Below are 16,293 nucleotides of genomic sequence, written 5' to 3' on the forward strand. Positions count from 1 at the left end.
CCTGGCGCGTCGCGTCGGCGGCGTCCGCCGGGGTGCGCACGTCCACGTCCCACCGGGCGGCGAGGGCGCGCAGCACCGCCGGCGCGAGGGCGTCGGGCGCGCGGCGGGCCTTCGGGTTGTGCAGGAGCACCGCCGCGGGGCGGGTCACGGCGCGGCGGTCAGGGGCGCGGCGGGGGGGCCAGGCGGTGGAGCACGCGGTCGAGCGCCGCGCGCGTCTGCTCCAGCTCCGTGCGCAGGCGCGCGATCTCCTCGTCGCGCGGGCGGAGCGAGTCGCGCGGGATCAGCACCGACGCCGCCGTGCGCTCGGCGGCGGCGGCGGCGCGCAGCGAGTCGGCCTGGCCGAGCAGGCGGCGGTAGACCACCGAGTGGTCGAGGAACGGGTGCAGCGGGCCCCCCGACTCGTACGCCTCGAAGTCCGACACGGCGCCGCGCCAGGTGCGCGCGTTGGTCGCCGGGTCGGCGCGCAGCAGCGCGCGGCGGAACAGCGCCTCGGCGGCCGACGGGGTCCCCGGGTAGCGGGCGCGGAACTGCGTGAGCAGCGAGTCGGCGCGGTCGTGGTCCCCGCGGCGCTGCAGGTCGATCACGTCGCTGCGCGTGGTGCTCCACGTGCGCGCGGCGATGTCGGCCAGCGTCTCGGGGGGCGGCGCGACGACCGCCGGCGCCGCCGTGCGGCAGCCGGCGGCGAGCGCCAGGACGAGGGGGAGCCGGCGGAGCGGTCGGCTCACGCGCGCCCCGCGGTCACCGAGAGGCGGCCCGCGTCGCCGTGCGCGGGCTCGATGGCCGCGCGCTCGTCGGTCACCGCGGGCAGCTCGATGGTGAACGTCGTCCCCGCGCCGCGCGTGCTGGCCACGTGGATCCCGCCGCCGTGCGCCTCGACGATCTCGCGCGCGATGGCGAGCCCCAGCCCGCTCCCCTTGTGCGTGGCCGCGCTCTGGTTGTCGGCCTGGAAGAACTTGTCGAACACGTGCGCGAGTTGCTCGGCGGGGATGCCGGCGCCGGTGTCGCGCACCGCCAGCCGCACGGCGCCCTTCGGCGCGGCGACCGCGGTGAGCTCGACCCGCCCGCCGGTCTCGGTGAACTTGAAGGCGTTGGAGAGGAGGTTGGAAAGCACCTCCGTCATGCGGTCGCGGTCCCACGTCACGACCTCGGGGAGGTCGCGCGCCACCGACGCGCGGAAGGTGACGCCGCCCTGCTGCGCCAGCACGTCGAAGGTCTGCTCCAGCTCCGTGACGAACGCGCGCAGCGACATCGGCCGGGGCTCCAGCCGCGCGGCGCCCGCCTGGAATCTGCTCACGTCGAGCAGGTGCTGCACGAGGCGCGACAGCACCTGCGCCTGGTTCTCGACGGTGGCCAGCACCTCGAGCTGCTTCTCGTTGAGCGGCCCGTACAGCTGGTCCTCGAGCAGGGTGAGGTAGCCGAGCACCACGTTGATCGGCGTCTTGAGCTCGTGCGAGGCGACCGAGACGAACTCCGCCTTGATCTTGTCGAGCTCGGCGAGCTGCCCGGCCATCGACCGGAAGCTCGAGGCGAGGCGGCCGAACTCGTCCCGCCGCGACGGCGAGATCGGGAGCGGGTGGTCGAAGTCGCCGTCGGCGACGGCGCGCATCCCCGCCTCGAGGTCGCGCACCGGCCGGCTGATGGTGCTCGTGATCCAGACCGCGACGACCAGGGCGAGGAGGAGCGCGGCGGCGAGCTGGGTGGCGGCGTCGCGGTACGCCTCGTCGGCGGCGGCGGCGGTCTCCGAGACCTTGTCCTGCGCCCGCTGCGAGAGCGTCGCCTCGGCGTCGGCGAGCGCGCGCTCGATGGCGGCGACCGCGGGGGCGATGTGGTAGTCCGAGATGCTGTCGGCGACGGCGGTGCGCTTGGCGCGCGCGGCCGCGAGCTCCTGGGCGCCGAAGTGCTCGATGTCGGCGCTGGCCTGCTGGAGGCGGCCGGTGAGCTGCAGCAGCTCGAAGGTGCGCAGCGAGTCGGCCAGCTCGGCGAGCGCGCGCGCGTTCGTCTGCATGTACGGCTCGGTGTCGGCCGAGTCGGGGCGGAAGAGCACCGCGCGGTCGGCCGCCTCGACCTCGCGCGTGAGGCTGCGCACCCGGCCGAGCAGGATGGACGCGGCGACCTCCTGCTTCCGCAGATCGCCGACCTTCTGCGAGCTCTCCTGGAGCGCCTGCAGCGCCCAGAAGAGCGGCGCCCCGAGCAGGACGGCGATCAGGGCGAAGCCGAGGGCGAGGCGGGAGCGGAGGGTCATGCCGCGGACGGGCGAAGCCGGGAAGGACGCGACCACGAACTCTGCCGTGCGCCGCTCGACGATCGGGGGCGCGCCGTCGCTGGTGTGCCCGTCGCGTGCCACGCCGACGACCGCCCGCCGGAATAGGACGCGAGGAGGCCGCCGGGCGCCACGGGATCCGACGCGGCACGGGTGACGAGAGTCACCTCGGATGCTACGCGGGCCCGGCCGTGCGCGCTGCGGCGCACGCGGCGCGCGCGCGCACCGGGTGACGGTGGCGGCGCGTTGACGACGCCCGACGGGCTCGGTTAGGTTGCCGGCCCACGCGTAACTGCCGCACTGACAATGACATTCCCCTCCGTCCGCATCTCCGAGCTGGGCCGGCACGCCGGCGCGGTCGTCACCGTCCGCGGGTGGGTCACCCACCTGCGGTCCTCCGGCAAGGTGGCCTTCGTCGTCCTGCGCGACGGGAGCGGGACGCTGCAGGGCGTCGTGGTGAAGAACGCGGTCCCCGCCGAGGCGTGGGAGGCGTTCGGGCGGCTGACGCTCGAGTCGTCGCTCGCGGTCACGGGCGAGGTCCGCGCCGACGCGCGCGCGCCGGGCGGCTACGAACTCGGGATCCAGGCGCTGGAGATCGTCGGTCTCGCGCCGCTCGACTACCCGATCCAGCCCAAGGAGCACGGCGTCGACTTCCTCCTCGACCACCGCCACTTCTGGCTGCGCTCCCCGCGCCAGGCGGCGATCCTGCGCATCCGGCACGAGGTCGAGCAGTCGGTCCACGACTTCTTCTACGAGCGCGGCTTCGTGCGCTGCGACACGCCGATCCTCACCGGCGCGCAGGGGGAGAGCGGCGGGCTGTTCGAGACCGAGTACTTCGAGGAGGGGAAGGCCTACCTCGCGCAGACGGGGCAGCTGTACGGCGAGGCGCTCGCCGCCGCGCTGGGCCGCATCTACACGTTCGGCCCGACGTTCCGCGCCGAGAAGTCGAAGACGCGCCGCCACCTCACCGAGTTCTGGATGATCGAGCCGGAGATGGCGTGGTACGACCAGGACGACAACATGAACCTCCAGGAGGAGTTCGTGCGGTTCCTGGTCGAGCGCGTGCGCGAGCGGCGCGCCGCCGAGCTGCAGGTGCTCGAGCGCGACGTGTCGAAGCTCGACTGCGTGCGCGAGCCGTTCGTGCGCCTCGACTACTCCGACGCGATCGCGCTCCTGCAGTCGAAGGGGAGCGACATCAAGTGGGGCGAGGACCTCGGCGCCCCCGACGAGGCGGTCGTCGTCGGCGAGTACGAGCGCCCGGTGTTCGTCGTGAACTACCCGAAGGAGGCCAAGGCCTTCTACATGAAGGAGAACCCGGCGGACCCGCGCACGGTGCGCTGCGCGGACCTGCTGGCGCCCGAGGGGCGCGGCGAGATCATCGGCGGGTCGCAGCGCGAGGACGACTACGACAAGCTGCTGGGGCGCATCCGCCACGAGGGGCTGCCGGAGGAGACGTACTCCTGGTACCTCGACCTGCGGAAGTACGGCACGTTCGTGCACTCGGGCTTCGGGCTCGGCCTGGAGCGTACGGTGGCGTGGATCGCGGGGGTGGAGCACATCCGGGAGGTCATTCCGTTTCCGCGGATGATGGGGAGGCTGCGGCCCTGAACCGAACTGGCACCCCGAGAGCGGGAGTCGCAACTACGGGAGTCGAGCAAGCGGGAGTCGCTACTGCGCAGTGCGCTCTAGCGACTCCCGCTCTTTCGACTCCCGCGGTCACGACTCCCGCCGTTCCCGCTTGATCTCGTCCCACAGCTCGTCGAGCTGCTCGAGCCCCGCCGTGTTCACGTCGATCCCGCGCTGAGCGGCGAGTTTCTCGACGGCGCCGAACCGGTCGGCGAACTTCGCGTTGGCCTTGTCGAGCGCGATCGACGCGTGCACGCCGACCTTGCGGCACAGGTTCACGACGGAGAAGAGCAGGTCGCCCAGCTCGGCCTCGAGGGCGGCGTGGCGGTGGTCGGAGACGAGGAGGCCGTGCGCGAGCTGCGCGGGGGGCGCCTTGGCGAGCTCCTCGCGCACCTCGGCCAGCTCCTCGGCGATCTTGTCGGCGGGGCCCTGCGCGTCGGGCCAGTCGAAGCCGACGCCGGCGGCGCGGTCCTGCAGCCGGTGCGCCTTGTGGAGCGACGGCAGCGCCTCGGGGAGCCCCTCGTCGATCGACTTCCGCTTCTTCGCCTTGAGCGCCTCCCACCCCTTCGATTCCACCGGGGCGCCGCCGGCGGGCGGATAGAGGTGCGGGTGGCGCGCGCGCATCTTCGTCACCAGCGCGTGCGCGACGTCGTGCAGCGCGAAGGCGCCGCGCTCCTCGGCGACCACCGAGTGGAAGAGCACCTGCAGCAGCAGGTCGCCCAGCTCGTCGCGCAGCGTGGCGTCGGCGGCCGGCGTGCCGTCGCGCACGGCGTGCTGGATCGCCTCGTCGACCTCGTACGCCTCCTCGATGAGGTAGGGGCGCAGCGACTCGTGCGTCTGCGCGCGGTCCCAGTCGCATCGGGCCCGCAGGTCGCGCATGAGCGCGAGCGTATCCTCAAGCGTGGTCGGAGGTTGGCCGCCGTGCTCGTCTTGCATCGCTTCCGCGCCGTCCCTTAGGTTTCGCGGCTCCCGAGGCGCGGCGTCCGCGCCGCTCCCGGTCATCCGCGCATGCCCGCTGAATCTACACCCGACCCGCTCGCGCATCCGGACCGGCAGCGCGCGTGGCTCGACGTGGACCTCGGCGCGCTCGCCCGCAACGCCGCCGCGGTCGCCGCGCGCGCCGGCGTGCCGCTGCTGCCGATGGTGAAGGCCGACGGCTACGGGCTCGGCGCGCCGGCCGTCGTGCGCGCGCTGGAGCCGCTGGCGCCGTGGGGCTACGGCGTCGCGTCGGCCGCCGAGGCGGCGGCGCTGCGCGCGGCGGGGGCGACGCGCCGCGTGATGGTGCTCACGCCGGTGCTCCCGACCGAGCTGCCGCGCGCGCGCGCCGTCTCGCTCACGCCCGCGCTGCACCGCGCCGGCGACGGGCGCGCGTGGGCGGCGCTGGGCGGTGGCGCGTGGCACCTCGCGATCGACACCGGGATGGCGCGCGCCGGCGCGCGGTGGGACGCGCTCGACGACGCGCTGCTGTCGGCCGTCGGCGCGCACCCGCCCGAGGGCGCGTTCACGCACTTCCACTCCGCCGACACCGACGACGCGTCGCGCGCCGAGCAGGAGGCGCGCTTCCGCGAGGCGGTGTCGCGACTCCCCGCGCGCCCGCCGCTGCTGCACGCGGAGAACAGCCCCGGGGTCGAGCGCGCGGGGGGCGCGTCGGCGTGGGACCTCGCGCGCCCCGGCGTGTTCCTCTACGGCGTGTCGGCGGGAGGCGTGCTCGGCGCGGAGCCGGTGGCGCACCTGCGGGCGCGCGTGGTCGACCTGCGCGACCTGCGCGACGGCGAGACGGTGAGCTACGGCGCCACGTGGACGGCGCGCGGGGCGCGGCGGATCGCGACGGTGCCGGCGGGGTACGCCGACGGCTACCGCCGGGCGCTGTCGGGCGTCGGGCGCGCGCTGCTGCACGGCCGCCCGGTGCCGGTGGCCGGGCGGGTGACGATGGACATGACGATGCTCGACGTGACCGGCGTGCCCTGCGCGGTCGGCGACGTCGCCACGCTGCTGGGGCGGGACGGCGCCGCCGTGCTGACGGCCGCCGAGGTGGCGGCGGCGGGGGGGCTCTCGCCGTACGAGCTGCTGACCGGACTGCGCGGGCGGGTCCCGCGCCTCTACGACACCGCATGACCACCACCGCTGGCCGCCGCGCGATCATCCTGGTGCTGGACGGCGTCGGCTGCGGCGCGGCGCCCGACGCCGCCGCCTACGGCGACGTGGGGAGCGACACGCTCGGCCACGTCTGCGCCGCGTCCGGCGGGCTCGCCCTCCCGCACCTCGAGCGGCTCGGGCTCGGCAACGTCGCGCCGCTGGCCGGTGTCTCACCCGTCGAGCGCCCGGGCGGGGCGTGGGGGCGGATGCTCCCGCGGTCGGCCGGGAAGGACAGCACCACCGGCCACTGGGAGATCGCCGGCGTCCACCTCGCCCGCCCGTTCCCGACCTACGCGCACGGCTTCCCGCCCGAGGTGGTCGACGCCTTCGCCGCCGCCACGGGGCGGGGGGTGCTGGGGAACGTCGTCGGCAGCGGGACGGCGGTGCTCGACGACTACGGCGAGGCCCACGTCCGCTCGGGGGCGTGGATCCTCTACACCTCGGCGGACTCGGTCTTCCAGGTCGCGGCGCACGAGGCGGTCGTCCCGCTGGCGGAGCTGTACGCCGCCTGCGAGGCGGCGCGGGCGCTCCTGGTCGCCCCGCACGACGTCTCGCGGGTCATCGCGCGGCCGTTCGTCGGGACCCCGGGGGCGTGGAAACGGACGGCCAACCGGCGCGACTACTCGCTCGCCCCCCCGGACGAGACGCTGCTGGACGCGCTGGAGGCGGCCGGGATCCCGCGGGCCGGGGTGGGGAAGGTGGACGACCTGTTCGCCGGCCGGGGGATCGCCGCCCGCCACACGGCGTCGAACGCCGAGGGGATCGGGGCCATCCGGGAGTGGCTGTCCGGGGGGTCGGGTGGGTTGCTCTTCGCCAATCTGGTAGATTTCGACACCCAGTTCGGGCACCGCAACGACGTGCCCGGCTTCGCGGGGGCGCTGCGCGAGTTCGACGCGGCGCTCCCGGACCTGCTGGCGCTCCTCCGCGAGGACGATCTGCTCTTCATCACGGCCGACCACGGGAACGACCCGACCACCGCCACCACGGACCACGCGCGCGAGCGCGTGCCGCTCCTGGTGGCGGGGCCGCGCGTGCGTCCCGGGACGGTCGGGGAGCGCGAGACGTTCGCGGACCTCGGCGCCACCGTGGGCGAGTGGCTGGGGGTCGCGTACCGCGGGCGGGGGCGCTCGTTCCTGGCCGACGTGGTCGCGTCGTGAGCGCGCCCGCCGCCCCGGCGCACCCGCGTCACGACGAGCTGGTCGCGCTGGCCCGGGAGGCGATGGCGCGCGCCTACGCCCCGTACTCGCGCTTCCGCGTCGGCGCCGCGCTGCTCACCGCCGACGGCGCCGTCGTCACGGGGTGCAACGTCGAGAACGCGGCCTACCCGTCGGGGATCTGCGCCGAGCGCGGCGCGGTGGCCGCCGCCGTGGCGCAGGGGCGGCGCGACTTCGCGCTGCTCGTGCTGGCCACCGAGGGCGCCGAGCCGGCGCCGCCGTGCGGCATGTGCCGCCAGGTGCTGGTCGAGTTCGCGCCGGCGCTCCCGATCGTGAGCGTGACCGCCGACGGCCGCGCCGAGCGCTGGTCGATGGCCGAGCTGCTCCCGCGCCCGTTCACCCCCGCCTGGCTCGCCGGCGACTGACGGCCGCGATCCCGTGACTTCCGTTCGCTCCCACCCGCCTTCCGTGACGTCGCTCTCCCCGCGGGCGCCCCGCCGCCTCGCCGTCCTGCTCGCCCTCGCCGCCGCGGTCGCCGGCGCGTGCAGCGAGAAGCTCGACGGCGGCGCCGCCTGCCCGGCGCTCTGCCCGGTGACGAACCCCGCGCTGATCGACACCGTGATCGACGCGGTGGCGCTCGACTCCACGCTCGCCGGCTTCCCGGCGCCGGGCGAGGCGTCGAGCCAGCTGCTCGCGCTCGAGCCAGGCCCCGACACGCTGGACGTGCGCGCGGTGGTGCGCTTCGACTCGCTCCCCAACCGCTACTTCCCCCCCGGCGGCGGCGACTCGATCGCGGTGAGCACGGCGGACAGCACGGTGCTGAGCCTGCGCCTCGACACGGCGCGCACGCGCTACGCGCAGCCGGTCACCGTCGAGGCGTACGACGTCGACACCACGGCGGCCGTCGACACGCTCCCGGCCGCGCTGAACGCGCTGTTCCGCCCCGGGCGGCGGCTCGGCAGCACCACGCTGCAGCCGGGGACCGCGGTGGACTCGGTGCGCATCCGGCTCTCCGACTCGGCGTTCGTCGCGAAGGCCACCGGCTCGCGCCGCCTGCGCGTGGGACTGCGGCTGGTGAGCGGCGCCTCGGCGCGCGTCGCCTTCGCCACCGCGCAGGGGACGAGCACGCAGGGCGGCCGGATCACCTTCGACCCGGTGCGCGACACCAGCTACCAGCCGGTGCTCGTGTCGTCGGCGTCGGCCACGCCGGCCGTGGGGCAGGTGGCGGCGGGCTTCCGCGACTACGCGTTCGTCGCCGCCTCGGCGCGGCCGGCCGCCGGGAGCGACCTCGTGGTCGGCGGGGTGCAGGGGCAGCGCGTCTACCTGCGCTTCGTCGTGCCGCCCCGCCTGTCCGACTCGACCACCATCGTCCGCGCGACGCTGGAGCTGGTGCAGCGCCCGGCGCGCGGCGTCCCGGCGACCGACTCGGTGACGCTGCGCGCGCAGGCGGTGGTGGCGACCGACACCGTGCGCGACGTGCGGCTGGCGGCGAACCTCATCGCCGCGCCGGGCGTGCTGTCGCTCGACTCGCTGCGCGTCTCGCCCGCCGACAGCGCCACCCGCGGGCTGTCGCTCGTCGCGCTGGTGCGCGCGTGGCGCGCGTTCCCGCCGGGGACGCAGCGCGCGGTGGTGCTGCGCGGGCAGCTCGAGGGGCTGCAGGCCGGCGAGCTGCGCTTCTTCTCGACCGAGGCGGCGCGCGCGGTGCGCCCGCGCCTGCGTCTGAGCTACATCCCCCGCACCGACTTCGGGCTCCCCTGATGACCACCCGACTCGCCCGCCGCGTCGCCCTCCTCCTCGCGCTCGGCGCCGTCCCGGCGGCCGCGCGCGCGCAGGGGAGCCTGGCCGCGCAGGGCTTCGGCTACCCCACGGGGCAGCTCAGCACCCGCGCGCTCGGGACCGGCGGCGGCCTCTCCGAGTTCGACCAGACGTCGCCGCTCAACCCGGCGGCGATCTCGTACTTCCGCCGCGCCCAGCTGACGGTGCAGTACGACCCGGAGTTCCGGCGCGTCTCGTCGGCCGGGGGCAGCCAGAACGCGACGATCCCGCGCTTCCCGGTGATCTCGGTCGGCATCCCGGCCGGCTCGCGCTTCTCGGTCGGGATCAGCGCCTCGACGTACCTCGACCGCACCTTCACCACGACGTTCCCGAGCACGGCGCAGATCGGCGACGAGTCGGTCGCCGCCACCGAGTCGATCGAGTCGCGCGGCGCCATCACCGACGTGCGCGCGGGGATCGGCTACGCGGCCGCGTCGTGGCTGCGCGTCGGCGTCGCGGGGCACGTCCTCACCGGCGAGAACCGCCTGGTCTCGGGGCGCCTGTTCGCCGACACCAGCCAGTTCGGCTCCGTCTCCGACTCGTCGACGCTCGACTACAGCGGCGCCGCCGTCTCGGCGGGCGTCGAGCTGTCGCCGGTGCGCGGGCTGTCGGTGGCCGGCTCGGTGCGCCGCGGCCTCGACCTGCGCGTGCAGCGCAACGACACGACGCTGCGCGACGGGACCGCCCCCGACCGCATCGGCGTCGGCGTGCGCTTCGACCGCGTCACCGGCGCCAGCTTCGCGGCCAGCTACGCGCGCACCACCTGGACGCGCATGAACGGCCTCGGCTCGTCGGCGCTCGAGGTGCGCGACGCCCCCGAGTTCATGGTCGGCGTCGAGGCGCTCGGGCCGCGCCTGGGCGACGTGCCGACGCTGTTCCGTCTGGGCGGGCGCGACCGCACGCTGCCGTTCGGGATCGGCGGCGGCGAGGTGAAGGAGCGCGCGTACTCCGGCGGCGCCGGCGTGCCGTTCGCCGGCGGGCGCGCCCTGTTCGACCTGGCCGTGCAGCGCGCGTCGCGCTCGCTCGACGGCGCGTCGTCGGCGGTCGCCGGCGCCGACGCCCGCGAGCGCGCGTGGACGATCAGCATCGGCCTCACCGTGCGCCCGTAGCTCCGTCCCTCCCGCCGCCGGCGCGCACCGCGCGCGCCGGGCGGCCTCCCTCCGCTCCAGCGCCGCCCCCGCGGCGTCCCGCCTCCCCGCCGTCGCGCATGACCGTCCCCACCGCCGACGAGCCGCTGATCCTCATCGCCGACGACGTCGCGGCGAACGTCGAGCTGCTCTCCGACCAGCTCAAGATCCTCGGCTTCCGGACCGTCGCCGCCACCGACGGGCCGGGCGCCCTCGCGGCGTGCTTCGAGCACCGCCCCGACCTCTGCCTGCTCGACGTGTCGATGCCGGCGGGCGACCTGGGCGTCCCCGACCGCCAGACCGGCTTCGAGGTCTGCCGCCGCATCAAGCGCGACCCGCGGACGGCGCGCATCCCGGTCATCTTCGTGACGGCGCTCAACGACACCGCCGACCGCGTGAAGGCGATCGAGTCGGGGGGCGACGACTTCCTCACCAAGCCGCACAACCGGCTGGTGCTGGGCGCGCGCGTGCGCAGCCTGCTCAAGCTCAAGGGCGCCACCGACGCCCTCGAGGACTCGCTGCGCAAGCTCCGCGAGCTGGAGAAGGTGCGCGACGACCTGATGAAGATGATCGTGCACGACCTCAAGTCGCCGCTCACGTCGGTCCTGGCCACGCTCGAGATGGTGACCGACGGCGACTTCGGCCCCGTCACCGACGGGCAGCGCGGCGCGCTCGCCGACGCGCAGGCCAAGTCGCAGGAGCTGCTGGCGCTGATCGACGACCTGCTCCAGATCGCGCGCATCGAGGAGGGGGCGATCCACCTCGAGCCGCAGCGCGTCGAGCCGCAGGCGTTCTTCGCCGAGGTGCTGCGCGACTGGCACGTGCGCTTCGAGAGCGCCGGCGCCCGCGCGTCGGCCGAGGTGGCGCCGGACACGCCGACCTTCCTGGCCGACCGCAAGCTGCTCAGCCGCGTCATCGGCAACCTGCTGCAGAACGCGATCGTGCACGCCGCCGACGCGGTGTCGGTGCGGCTGACGGCGCGCCGCGACCCGGAGGGCGTGCTGATCTCGGTCGCCGACACGGGGCCGGGCATCCCGCCCGAGTACCACGAGCTGATCTTCCGCAAGTTCGAGACGGTGAAGCTGCAGGCCGCGCCGCGGGTGCGCGGCTCCGGGCTCGGCCTCGCCTTCTGCAAGCTGGCGGTCGACGCGCACGGCGGCCGGATCTGGGTGCAGAGCGCCGAGGGGCGCGGCAGCCAGTTCCACATCCTGCTCCCGCTCGAGCCGGTGCCGCCGGCGCGCGGGTAGCGTCGGGCGGGGGGCCGCGGTGCGCGTCCACCTCCGGACCTTCGGGTGCCGCGCCAACCAGGCGGACACCGAGGCGGTGCGCGCGATGCTCGCCGCCGCCGGCGCCACCGAGGTGGCCGACCCGCGGGAGGCCGACGTCGCGGTGGTCAACAGCTGCGCCGTCACCGCGCAGGCGGAGGCCGAGCTGCGCACCGCGGTGCGGCGCCTCGCGCGCGACCGCCCGGCGCTGCGCACCGTCGTGATGGGGTGCGCGTCGGCGGTCCCCCGCGCCGCCGACGACCCGGCGCGGCTCGACGCGCTGCCGGGGGTCGAGGCGCTGGTGGCCGGCGCCGACCCCGCGGCGCTCGCCCGCGCCCTGGACCTGCCGCCCGCGGCGCTCGGCGCGGTCGCGCAGGCGCAGACGGGCGCCCGCGCGCTGCTCCGGGTGCAGGACGGGTGCGACGAGCACTGCACGTTCTGCATCACGACCCTCGCCCGCGGCGCCAACCGCTCGCGTCCCGTCGCGGCGCTGGTCGAGGAGGCGGCGCGCCTGGCCGACACGCATCCGGAGATCGTCCTCACCGGGATCCACGTCGGCACCTACGGGCGCGACCTCGGCGGCTCGCTGGGCGCCCTGGTCGAGGCGCTGGTGGCGCGCGTCCCGCACGCCCGCTTCCGGCTGTCGAGCGTCGAGGCGACGGAGGTGGACGACCGGCTGGCGGCGCTGCTGCGCGACGCCCCGGCGCAGCTGTGCCCGTTCCTGCACGCGCCGCTGCAGAGCGGGAGCGACCGGCTGCTCCGCCGCATGGGGCGCCACTGGTACGACGCCGCCCGCTACGCCGAGGCGGTCGAGCGGCTGGCGGACGGGCGCCCGGCGTTCGGGCTGGGGGCCGACGTGATCGCCGGGTTCCCGGGGGAGACGGACGCCGACCATGCGGCGACGGTCGCGCTGGTCGAACGCCTCCCGTTCACGGCGCTGCACGTGTTCCCGTACTCGCCGCGCCCGGGCACGGCGGCGACGCGGCTCCCCGACCCGGTGCCGCCCGCCCTCGCGCGCGAGCGGGCCGCCGAGCTGCGCGAGCTGGCGCGGCGGAAGGCGGACGCGCACGCCGCCCGGCGCGCGGGCGGGGCGGCGGACGTCGTGGTGGTCGGCGCGGGGGAGCGCCGCTCCGGGCTGACGGAGGACTACCTGACGGTGGCGCTCCCGGCCGACGCTCCGCCCCGGCGGTCGCGGTTCGCCGCCCGGCTGGAGCGCGCGGCGGGCGGCGGGCTGCTCGCGCGGCCGGTCTAAGGGGTGCACCGGCAAGGGCTTACGGGCTAACTTCCGCGGCCCGGCGCGAGCCGCGCCGGGCGCCCCTCCCGCAGTCCCCCGCCATGTCCCGTCCGACCGTCTACATCGAGACCTACGGCTGCCAGATGAACGTGAGCGATTCCGAGCTCATGTACGGCAGCCTGGCGGCGCACGGGTACGAGGCGGTCGACACGCCCGACGGCGCCGACGTGATCCTCGTGAACACGTGCGCGATCCGCGACCACGCGGAGCAGCGGGTGCTGGGCCGGCTCGGCGAGCTGCGCCGCCACATGAAGAAGGGGACGGTCATGGGCGTCGCCGGCTGCATGGCGCAGCGGCTCGGGCCCACGCTGCTGGAGAAGGCGCGCCACGTCTCGCTCGTGGTCGGGCCGGACGGCTACCGCGCGCTCCCGCAGCTGCTGGAGGGGGCGCGCAGCGGCGAGCGCACGACCGCCACCAGCTTCGACCTCGAGGAGCACTACGAGGACTTCGCGCCGCGCCGGTTCGACAAGGTGAAGGCGTGGATCCCGGTGCAGCGCGGGTGCGACTACCGGTGCACCTACTGCATCGTGCCGTACACGCGCGGCGCGGAGCGCAGCCGGCGGCTCGACGACGTGGTGCGCGAGGTCGAGCAGGTGGTGCGCGACGGGATGTCCGAGGTCGTGCTGCTCGGCCAGACGGTCAACTCGTACGACGACGGGACGCACGACTTCGCGACGCTGCTGCGCGCGGTCGGGCGCGTGGACGGGGTGCGCCGCATCCGCTTCACGAGCCCGCACCCCAACGACTTCTCCGACGCCGTGATCGCGGCGATGGCCGAGGTGCCGCAGGTGTGCGAGCACGTCCACCTGCCGATGCAGAGCGGCTCGTCGCGCGTGCTCAAGCGCATGCTCCGGCGCTACACGCGCGAGGGGTACCGCGACTGCGTGGCCCGGCTGCGGGCGGCGATCCCGTCGCTCAACCTGACCACCGACGTCATCGTCGGATTCCCGGGCGAGACCGACGCGGACTTCGAGGAGACGCTCTCGCTGGTGCAGGAGATCGGCTACGAGGACGCGTACACCTTCAAGTTCTCGCTGCGCGAGGGGACGCCCGCCGAGCGGATGCGCCCCGAGGAGTTCGTCGCCGACGAGGTGGCGAGCGAGCGCCTCGACCGGCTGATCGCGGTCGTGCGCGGCGGCGCGCGCGAGCGCAACCTGCGCCTGCTCGGCACGCGCCACGAGGTGCTCGTCGAGAAGGCGGCGCGCCGCGGCGAGATGCTGCAGGGCCGCACGCGCGACTTCAAGACCGTGATGCTGCCGCCCGACGGCGTCGCGATCGGCGAGTACCACACGGTGGAGCTCACGGGCACCACCGGCTCGACGTTCACCGGCGCGGTCGTCCGCGACGTCCCCGCGCGCCGCCCGCTGCCCGTGGCGGGCGCGCCGGCGCCGGCCCGCTGACGCGCCTCCCCCCTCCGCACGCCCTCGTGTCCCACGACGCCCCGCGCTCGAACTTCATCCGCGACCTGGTGGAGGAGGACGTCGCGACCGGCCGCTTCGGCCGCCCGGTCACGACGCGCTTCCCCCCCGAGCCGAACGGCTACCCGCACCTCGGCCACGTCAAGTCGATCGTCCTGAACTTCGGGCTGGCGCGCGACTTCGGCGGGCGCTGCAACCTGCGGTTCGACGACACGAACCCGGTGACCGAGGACATGAAGTACGTCGAGGCCATGAAGGCCGACGTGCGCTGGCTCGGCTACGCGCCCGACGCGGAGCTGTACGCGAGCGACTACTTCGAGCGGCTGTTCGAGATCGCCGAGGGGCTGGTGCGGGACGGCAAGGCGTACGTCGACTCGCAGAACGAGGAGCAGATCCGCGAGGGGCGCGGGACGGTCACCTCGGCGGGGACGGACAGCCCGTACCGCGGCCGCTCGCCGGAGGAGAACCTCGACCTGCTGCGCCGCATGCGCGCGGGCGAGTTCCCGGACGGCGCGCACGTGCTGCGCGCGAAGATCGACATGGCGCACCCGAACATGGTGATGCGCGACCCGCTGCTGCTGCGCATCCGGCACGCGCCGCACTACCGCCGCGGGTCGGAGTGGTGCGTGTACCCGCTGTACGACTTCGCGCACGGGCTCTCGGACGCGATCGAGGGGATCACGCGCTCGCTCTGCACGCTCGAGTTCAAGGACGGGCGCGACATCTACGAGTGGCTGGTGCGCGAGGCCGGCTTCGAGCGCCCGCCGACCCAGATCGAGTTCGCGCGGCTGGAGTTGGAGTACACGGTGCTCAGCAAGCGGAAGCTCCTCCGCCTGGTGAACGAGGGGCACGTGTCGGGGTGGGACGACCCGCGCATGCCGACGATCGCGGGGATCCGCCGCCGCGGCGTGACGCCGGAGGCGCTGCGCAACTTCGCCGAGGCGATCGGGGTGGCGCGCAAGCCGGCGCGCACCGAGCTGGCGACGTACGAGCACTACGTGCGCGACGACCTGAACATGCGCGTGCCGCGGCGCATGGCGGTGCTGAAGCCCCTCAAGGTCGTGCTGACGAACTACCCCGAGGGGCAGGTCGAGGAGCTGGAGGCGCCGTCGTACCCGCACGACGTGCCGCTGGAGGGGTCGCGCCCGGTGCCGTTCTCGCGCGAGCTGTGGATCGAGCGCGACGACTTCATGGAGGAGCCGCCGAAGAAGTTCTTCCGGCTGGCCCCGGGGCGCGAGGTGCGGCTGCGCTACGCCTACTTCATCACGTGCCAGGAGGTCGTGAAGGACGCCGACGGCACGGTGGTGGAGCTGCGCTGCACCTACGACCCGGCGACGCGCGGCGGCGACGCGCCCGACGGCCGCAAGGTCCAGGGGACGATCCACTGGGTGTCGGCGGCGCGCGCGCTCGACGCCGAGGTGCGGCTGTACGAGCGGCTGTTCTCGGTCCTGGACCCGGAGGACGTGCCCGAGGGGGAGGACTTCACGAAGCACCTGAATCCCGACTCGCTGGTCGTGGTGCGCGGCGCGAAGGTCGAGCCGAGCCTGCGCGACGACCCGCCGGGCTCGCGCTACCAGTTCGAGCGCACGGGCTACTTCGTGAGCGACGCCGAGGACTCGCGGCCGGACGCGCCGGTGTTCAACCGGACGGTCGGGCTGCGGGACAGCTGGGCGAAGGTGAAGGGGAGCTGACGGCGGCCGCCGTCACCCCTTCTTCCCGAACAGCCGCGCCGGGACGCCGTCGAGGACCAGCGCGACGGCGACGCCGACCAGCTGCCAGGTGCCCCACTGGCCCCCGTACCAGTGCTGCACCGCCGAGTACCAGAGCAGGGTGAGCGGCGCGAAGACGAAGCCCAGGATCGGCCACAGCGCGTGGTCGAACAGCCCGCGGAACCACGACGTCAGGAACCACAGCGCCACGATGACGAGGCGCGGGGTCGCGAGGGCGAGGAGGGCGACGAAGCAGGGCACGGGCGCGTGGGCGAGGGGAGGGGCGGCGGGCGCACCGCCGCCCCGTTCCGTACGCGGGCGCGCCGCCGGGGGTGTCAGCGCGCGTCGCGCGGACACGCGGCGCGTCGCGGCGGTCGCGGGGCAACGCGGGGGCGGCCTCACCGTGCGCGCGTGCCGCTCGTCACCGCCGCCTACCTGTGCCTGTGCGCGGGGCTGCCGGCGCTCCCGCCGGCGCTCGCCGGCGGGGCG

14 protein-coding genes are annotated in these 16,293 nt (G+C 75.3%); 10 read left to right on the plus strand and 4 right to left on the minus strand.

Going from position 1 to position 16,293, the window contains the following annotated elements; all coding sequences use genetic code 11:
• Nucleotides 1-158: 158 nt before the first annotated feature.
• Nucleotides 159-725, minus strand: coding sequence for a hypothetical protein (locus PYV61_RS08705; protein WP_275830415.1), 567 nt, complete (start codon nucleotides 723-725; stop codon nucleotides 159-161).
• On the minus strand, nucleotides 722-2,242 hold the full coding sequence (locus PYV61_RS08710; protein WP_275830417.1) for an ATP-binding protein: 1,521 nt from the start codon (nucleotides 2,240-2,242) through the stop codon (nucleotides 722-724). The genes PYV61_RS08705 and PYV61_RS08710 overlap by 4 nt, the downstream gene beginning before the upstream one ends.
• A gap of 324 nt (nucleotides 2,243-2,566) precedes the next feature.
• Between PYV61_RS08710 and asnS the strand changes: the two genes are divergently transcribed.
• A complete protein-coding gene (gene asnS / locus PYV61_RS08715) occupies nucleotides 2,567-3,868 on the plus strand; it encodes an asparagine--tRNA ligase (protein ID WP_275830419.1) in 1,302 nt (433 codons plus the stop codon).
• Between the two features lie 108 nt (nucleotides 3,869-3,976).
• Here asnS and mazG read toward each other — a convergent pair whose 3' ends face one another.
• The gene (gene mazG / locus PYV61_RS08720; RefSeq protein ID WP_345785225.1) at nucleotides 3,977-4,930 is read right to left on the minus strand and encodes a nucleoside triphosphate pyrophosphohydrolase; all 954 of its coding nucleotides are present in this window, start codon (nucleotides 4,928-4,930) and stop codon (nucleotides 3,977-3,979) included.
• Here mazG and alr point away from each other — a divergent pair.
• The 9 genes from alr (at nucleotide 4,895) to PYV61_RS08765 (ending at nucleotide 15,786) form a co-directional block, all read left to right on the plus strand.
• Nucleotides 4,895-6,001, plus strand: a complete 1,107-nt coding sequence (gene alr, locus PYV61_RS08725; protein ID WP_275830423.1) for an alanine racemase — start codon at nucleotides 4,895-4,897, stop codon at nucleotides 5,999-6,001. The two genes, mazG and alr, sit on opposite strands and share 36 nt — an antisense overlap.
• Complete coding sequence (locus PYV61_RS08730) at nucleotides 5,998-7,179, plus strand: phosphopentomutase (protein ID WP_275830425.1); 1,182 nt, start codon at nucleotides 5,998-6,000, stop codon at nucleotides 7,177-7,179. Before alr ends, PYV61_RS08730 begins: the two co-directional genes overlap by 4 nt.
• Nucleotides 7,176-7,601, plus strand: coding sequence for a cytidine deaminase (gene cdd, locus PYV61_RS08735; protein WP_275830427.1), 426 nt, complete (start codon nucleotides 7,176-7,178; stop codon nucleotides 7,599-7,601). The genes PYV61_RS08730 and cdd overlap by 4 nt, the downstream gene beginning before the upstream one ends.
• 43 nt (nucleotides 7,602-7,644) lie before the next feature.
• Nucleotides 7,645-8,934, plus strand: a complete 1,290-nt coding sequence (locus PYV61_RS08740; RefSeq protein WP_275830429.1) for a hypothetical protein — start codon at nucleotides 7,645-7,647, stop codon at nucleotides 8,932-8,934.
• Nucleotides 8,934-10,100 (plus strand): hypothetical protein, encoded by a 1,167-nt coding sequence (locus PYV61_RS08745; protein WP_275830431.1) that lies wholly within the window; start codon nucleotides 8,934-8,936, stop codon nucleotides 10,098-10,100. Before PYV61_RS08740 ends, PYV61_RS08745 begins: the two co-directional genes overlap by 1 nt.
• Nucleotides 10,101-10,198: 98 nt before the next feature.
• A complete protein-coding gene (locus PYV61_RS08750; protein WP_275830433.1) occupies nucleotides 10,199-11,365 on the plus strand; it encodes a hybrid sensor histidine kinase/response regulator in 1,167 nt (388 codons plus the stop codon).
• 19 nt (nucleotides 11,366-11,384) lie between these two features.
• Nucleotides 11,385-12,635 (plus strand): MiaB/RimO family radical SAM methylthiotransferase, encoded by a 1,251-nt coding sequence (locus PYV61_RS08755; RefSeq protein WP_275830435.1) that lies wholly within the window; start codon nucleotides 11,385-11,387, stop codon nucleotides 12,633-12,635.
• 83 nt (nucleotides 12,636-12,718) lie between these two features.
• On the plus strand, nucleotides 12,719-14,077 hold the full coding sequence (miaB, locus tag PYV61_RS08760) for a tRNA (N6-isopentenyl adenosine(37)-C2)-methylthiotransferase MiaB (RefSeq protein WP_275830437.1): 1,359 nt from the start codon (nucleotides 12,719-12,721) through the stop codon (nucleotides 14,075-14,077).
• 26 nt (nucleotides 14,078-14,103) lie between these two features.
• Nucleotides 14,104-15,786 (plus strand): glutamine--tRNA ligase/YqeY domain fusion protein, encoded by a 1,683-nt coding sequence (locus tag PYV61_RS08765; protein ID WP_275830439.1) that lies wholly within the window; start codon nucleotides 14,104-14,106, stop codon nucleotides 15,784-15,786.
• Between the two features lie 12 nt (nucleotides 15,787-15,798).
• Here PYV61_RS08765 and PYV61_RS08770 read toward each other — a convergent pair whose 3' ends face one another.
• The gene (locus PYV61_RS08770; RefSeq protein ID WP_275830441.1) at nucleotides 15,799-16,065 is read right to left on the minus strand and encodes a hypothetical protein; all 267 of its coding nucleotides are present in this window, start codon (nucleotides 16,063-16,065) and stop codon (nucleotides 15,799-15,801) included.
• Nucleotides 16,066-16,293 lie beyond the last annotated feature (228 nt).

Source organism: Roseisolibacter sp. H3M3-2 (assembly GCF_029211165.1).
Classification (GTDB): Bacteria; Gemmatimonadota; Gemmatimonadetes; order Gemmatimonadales; family Gemmatimonadaceae; genus Roseisolibacter.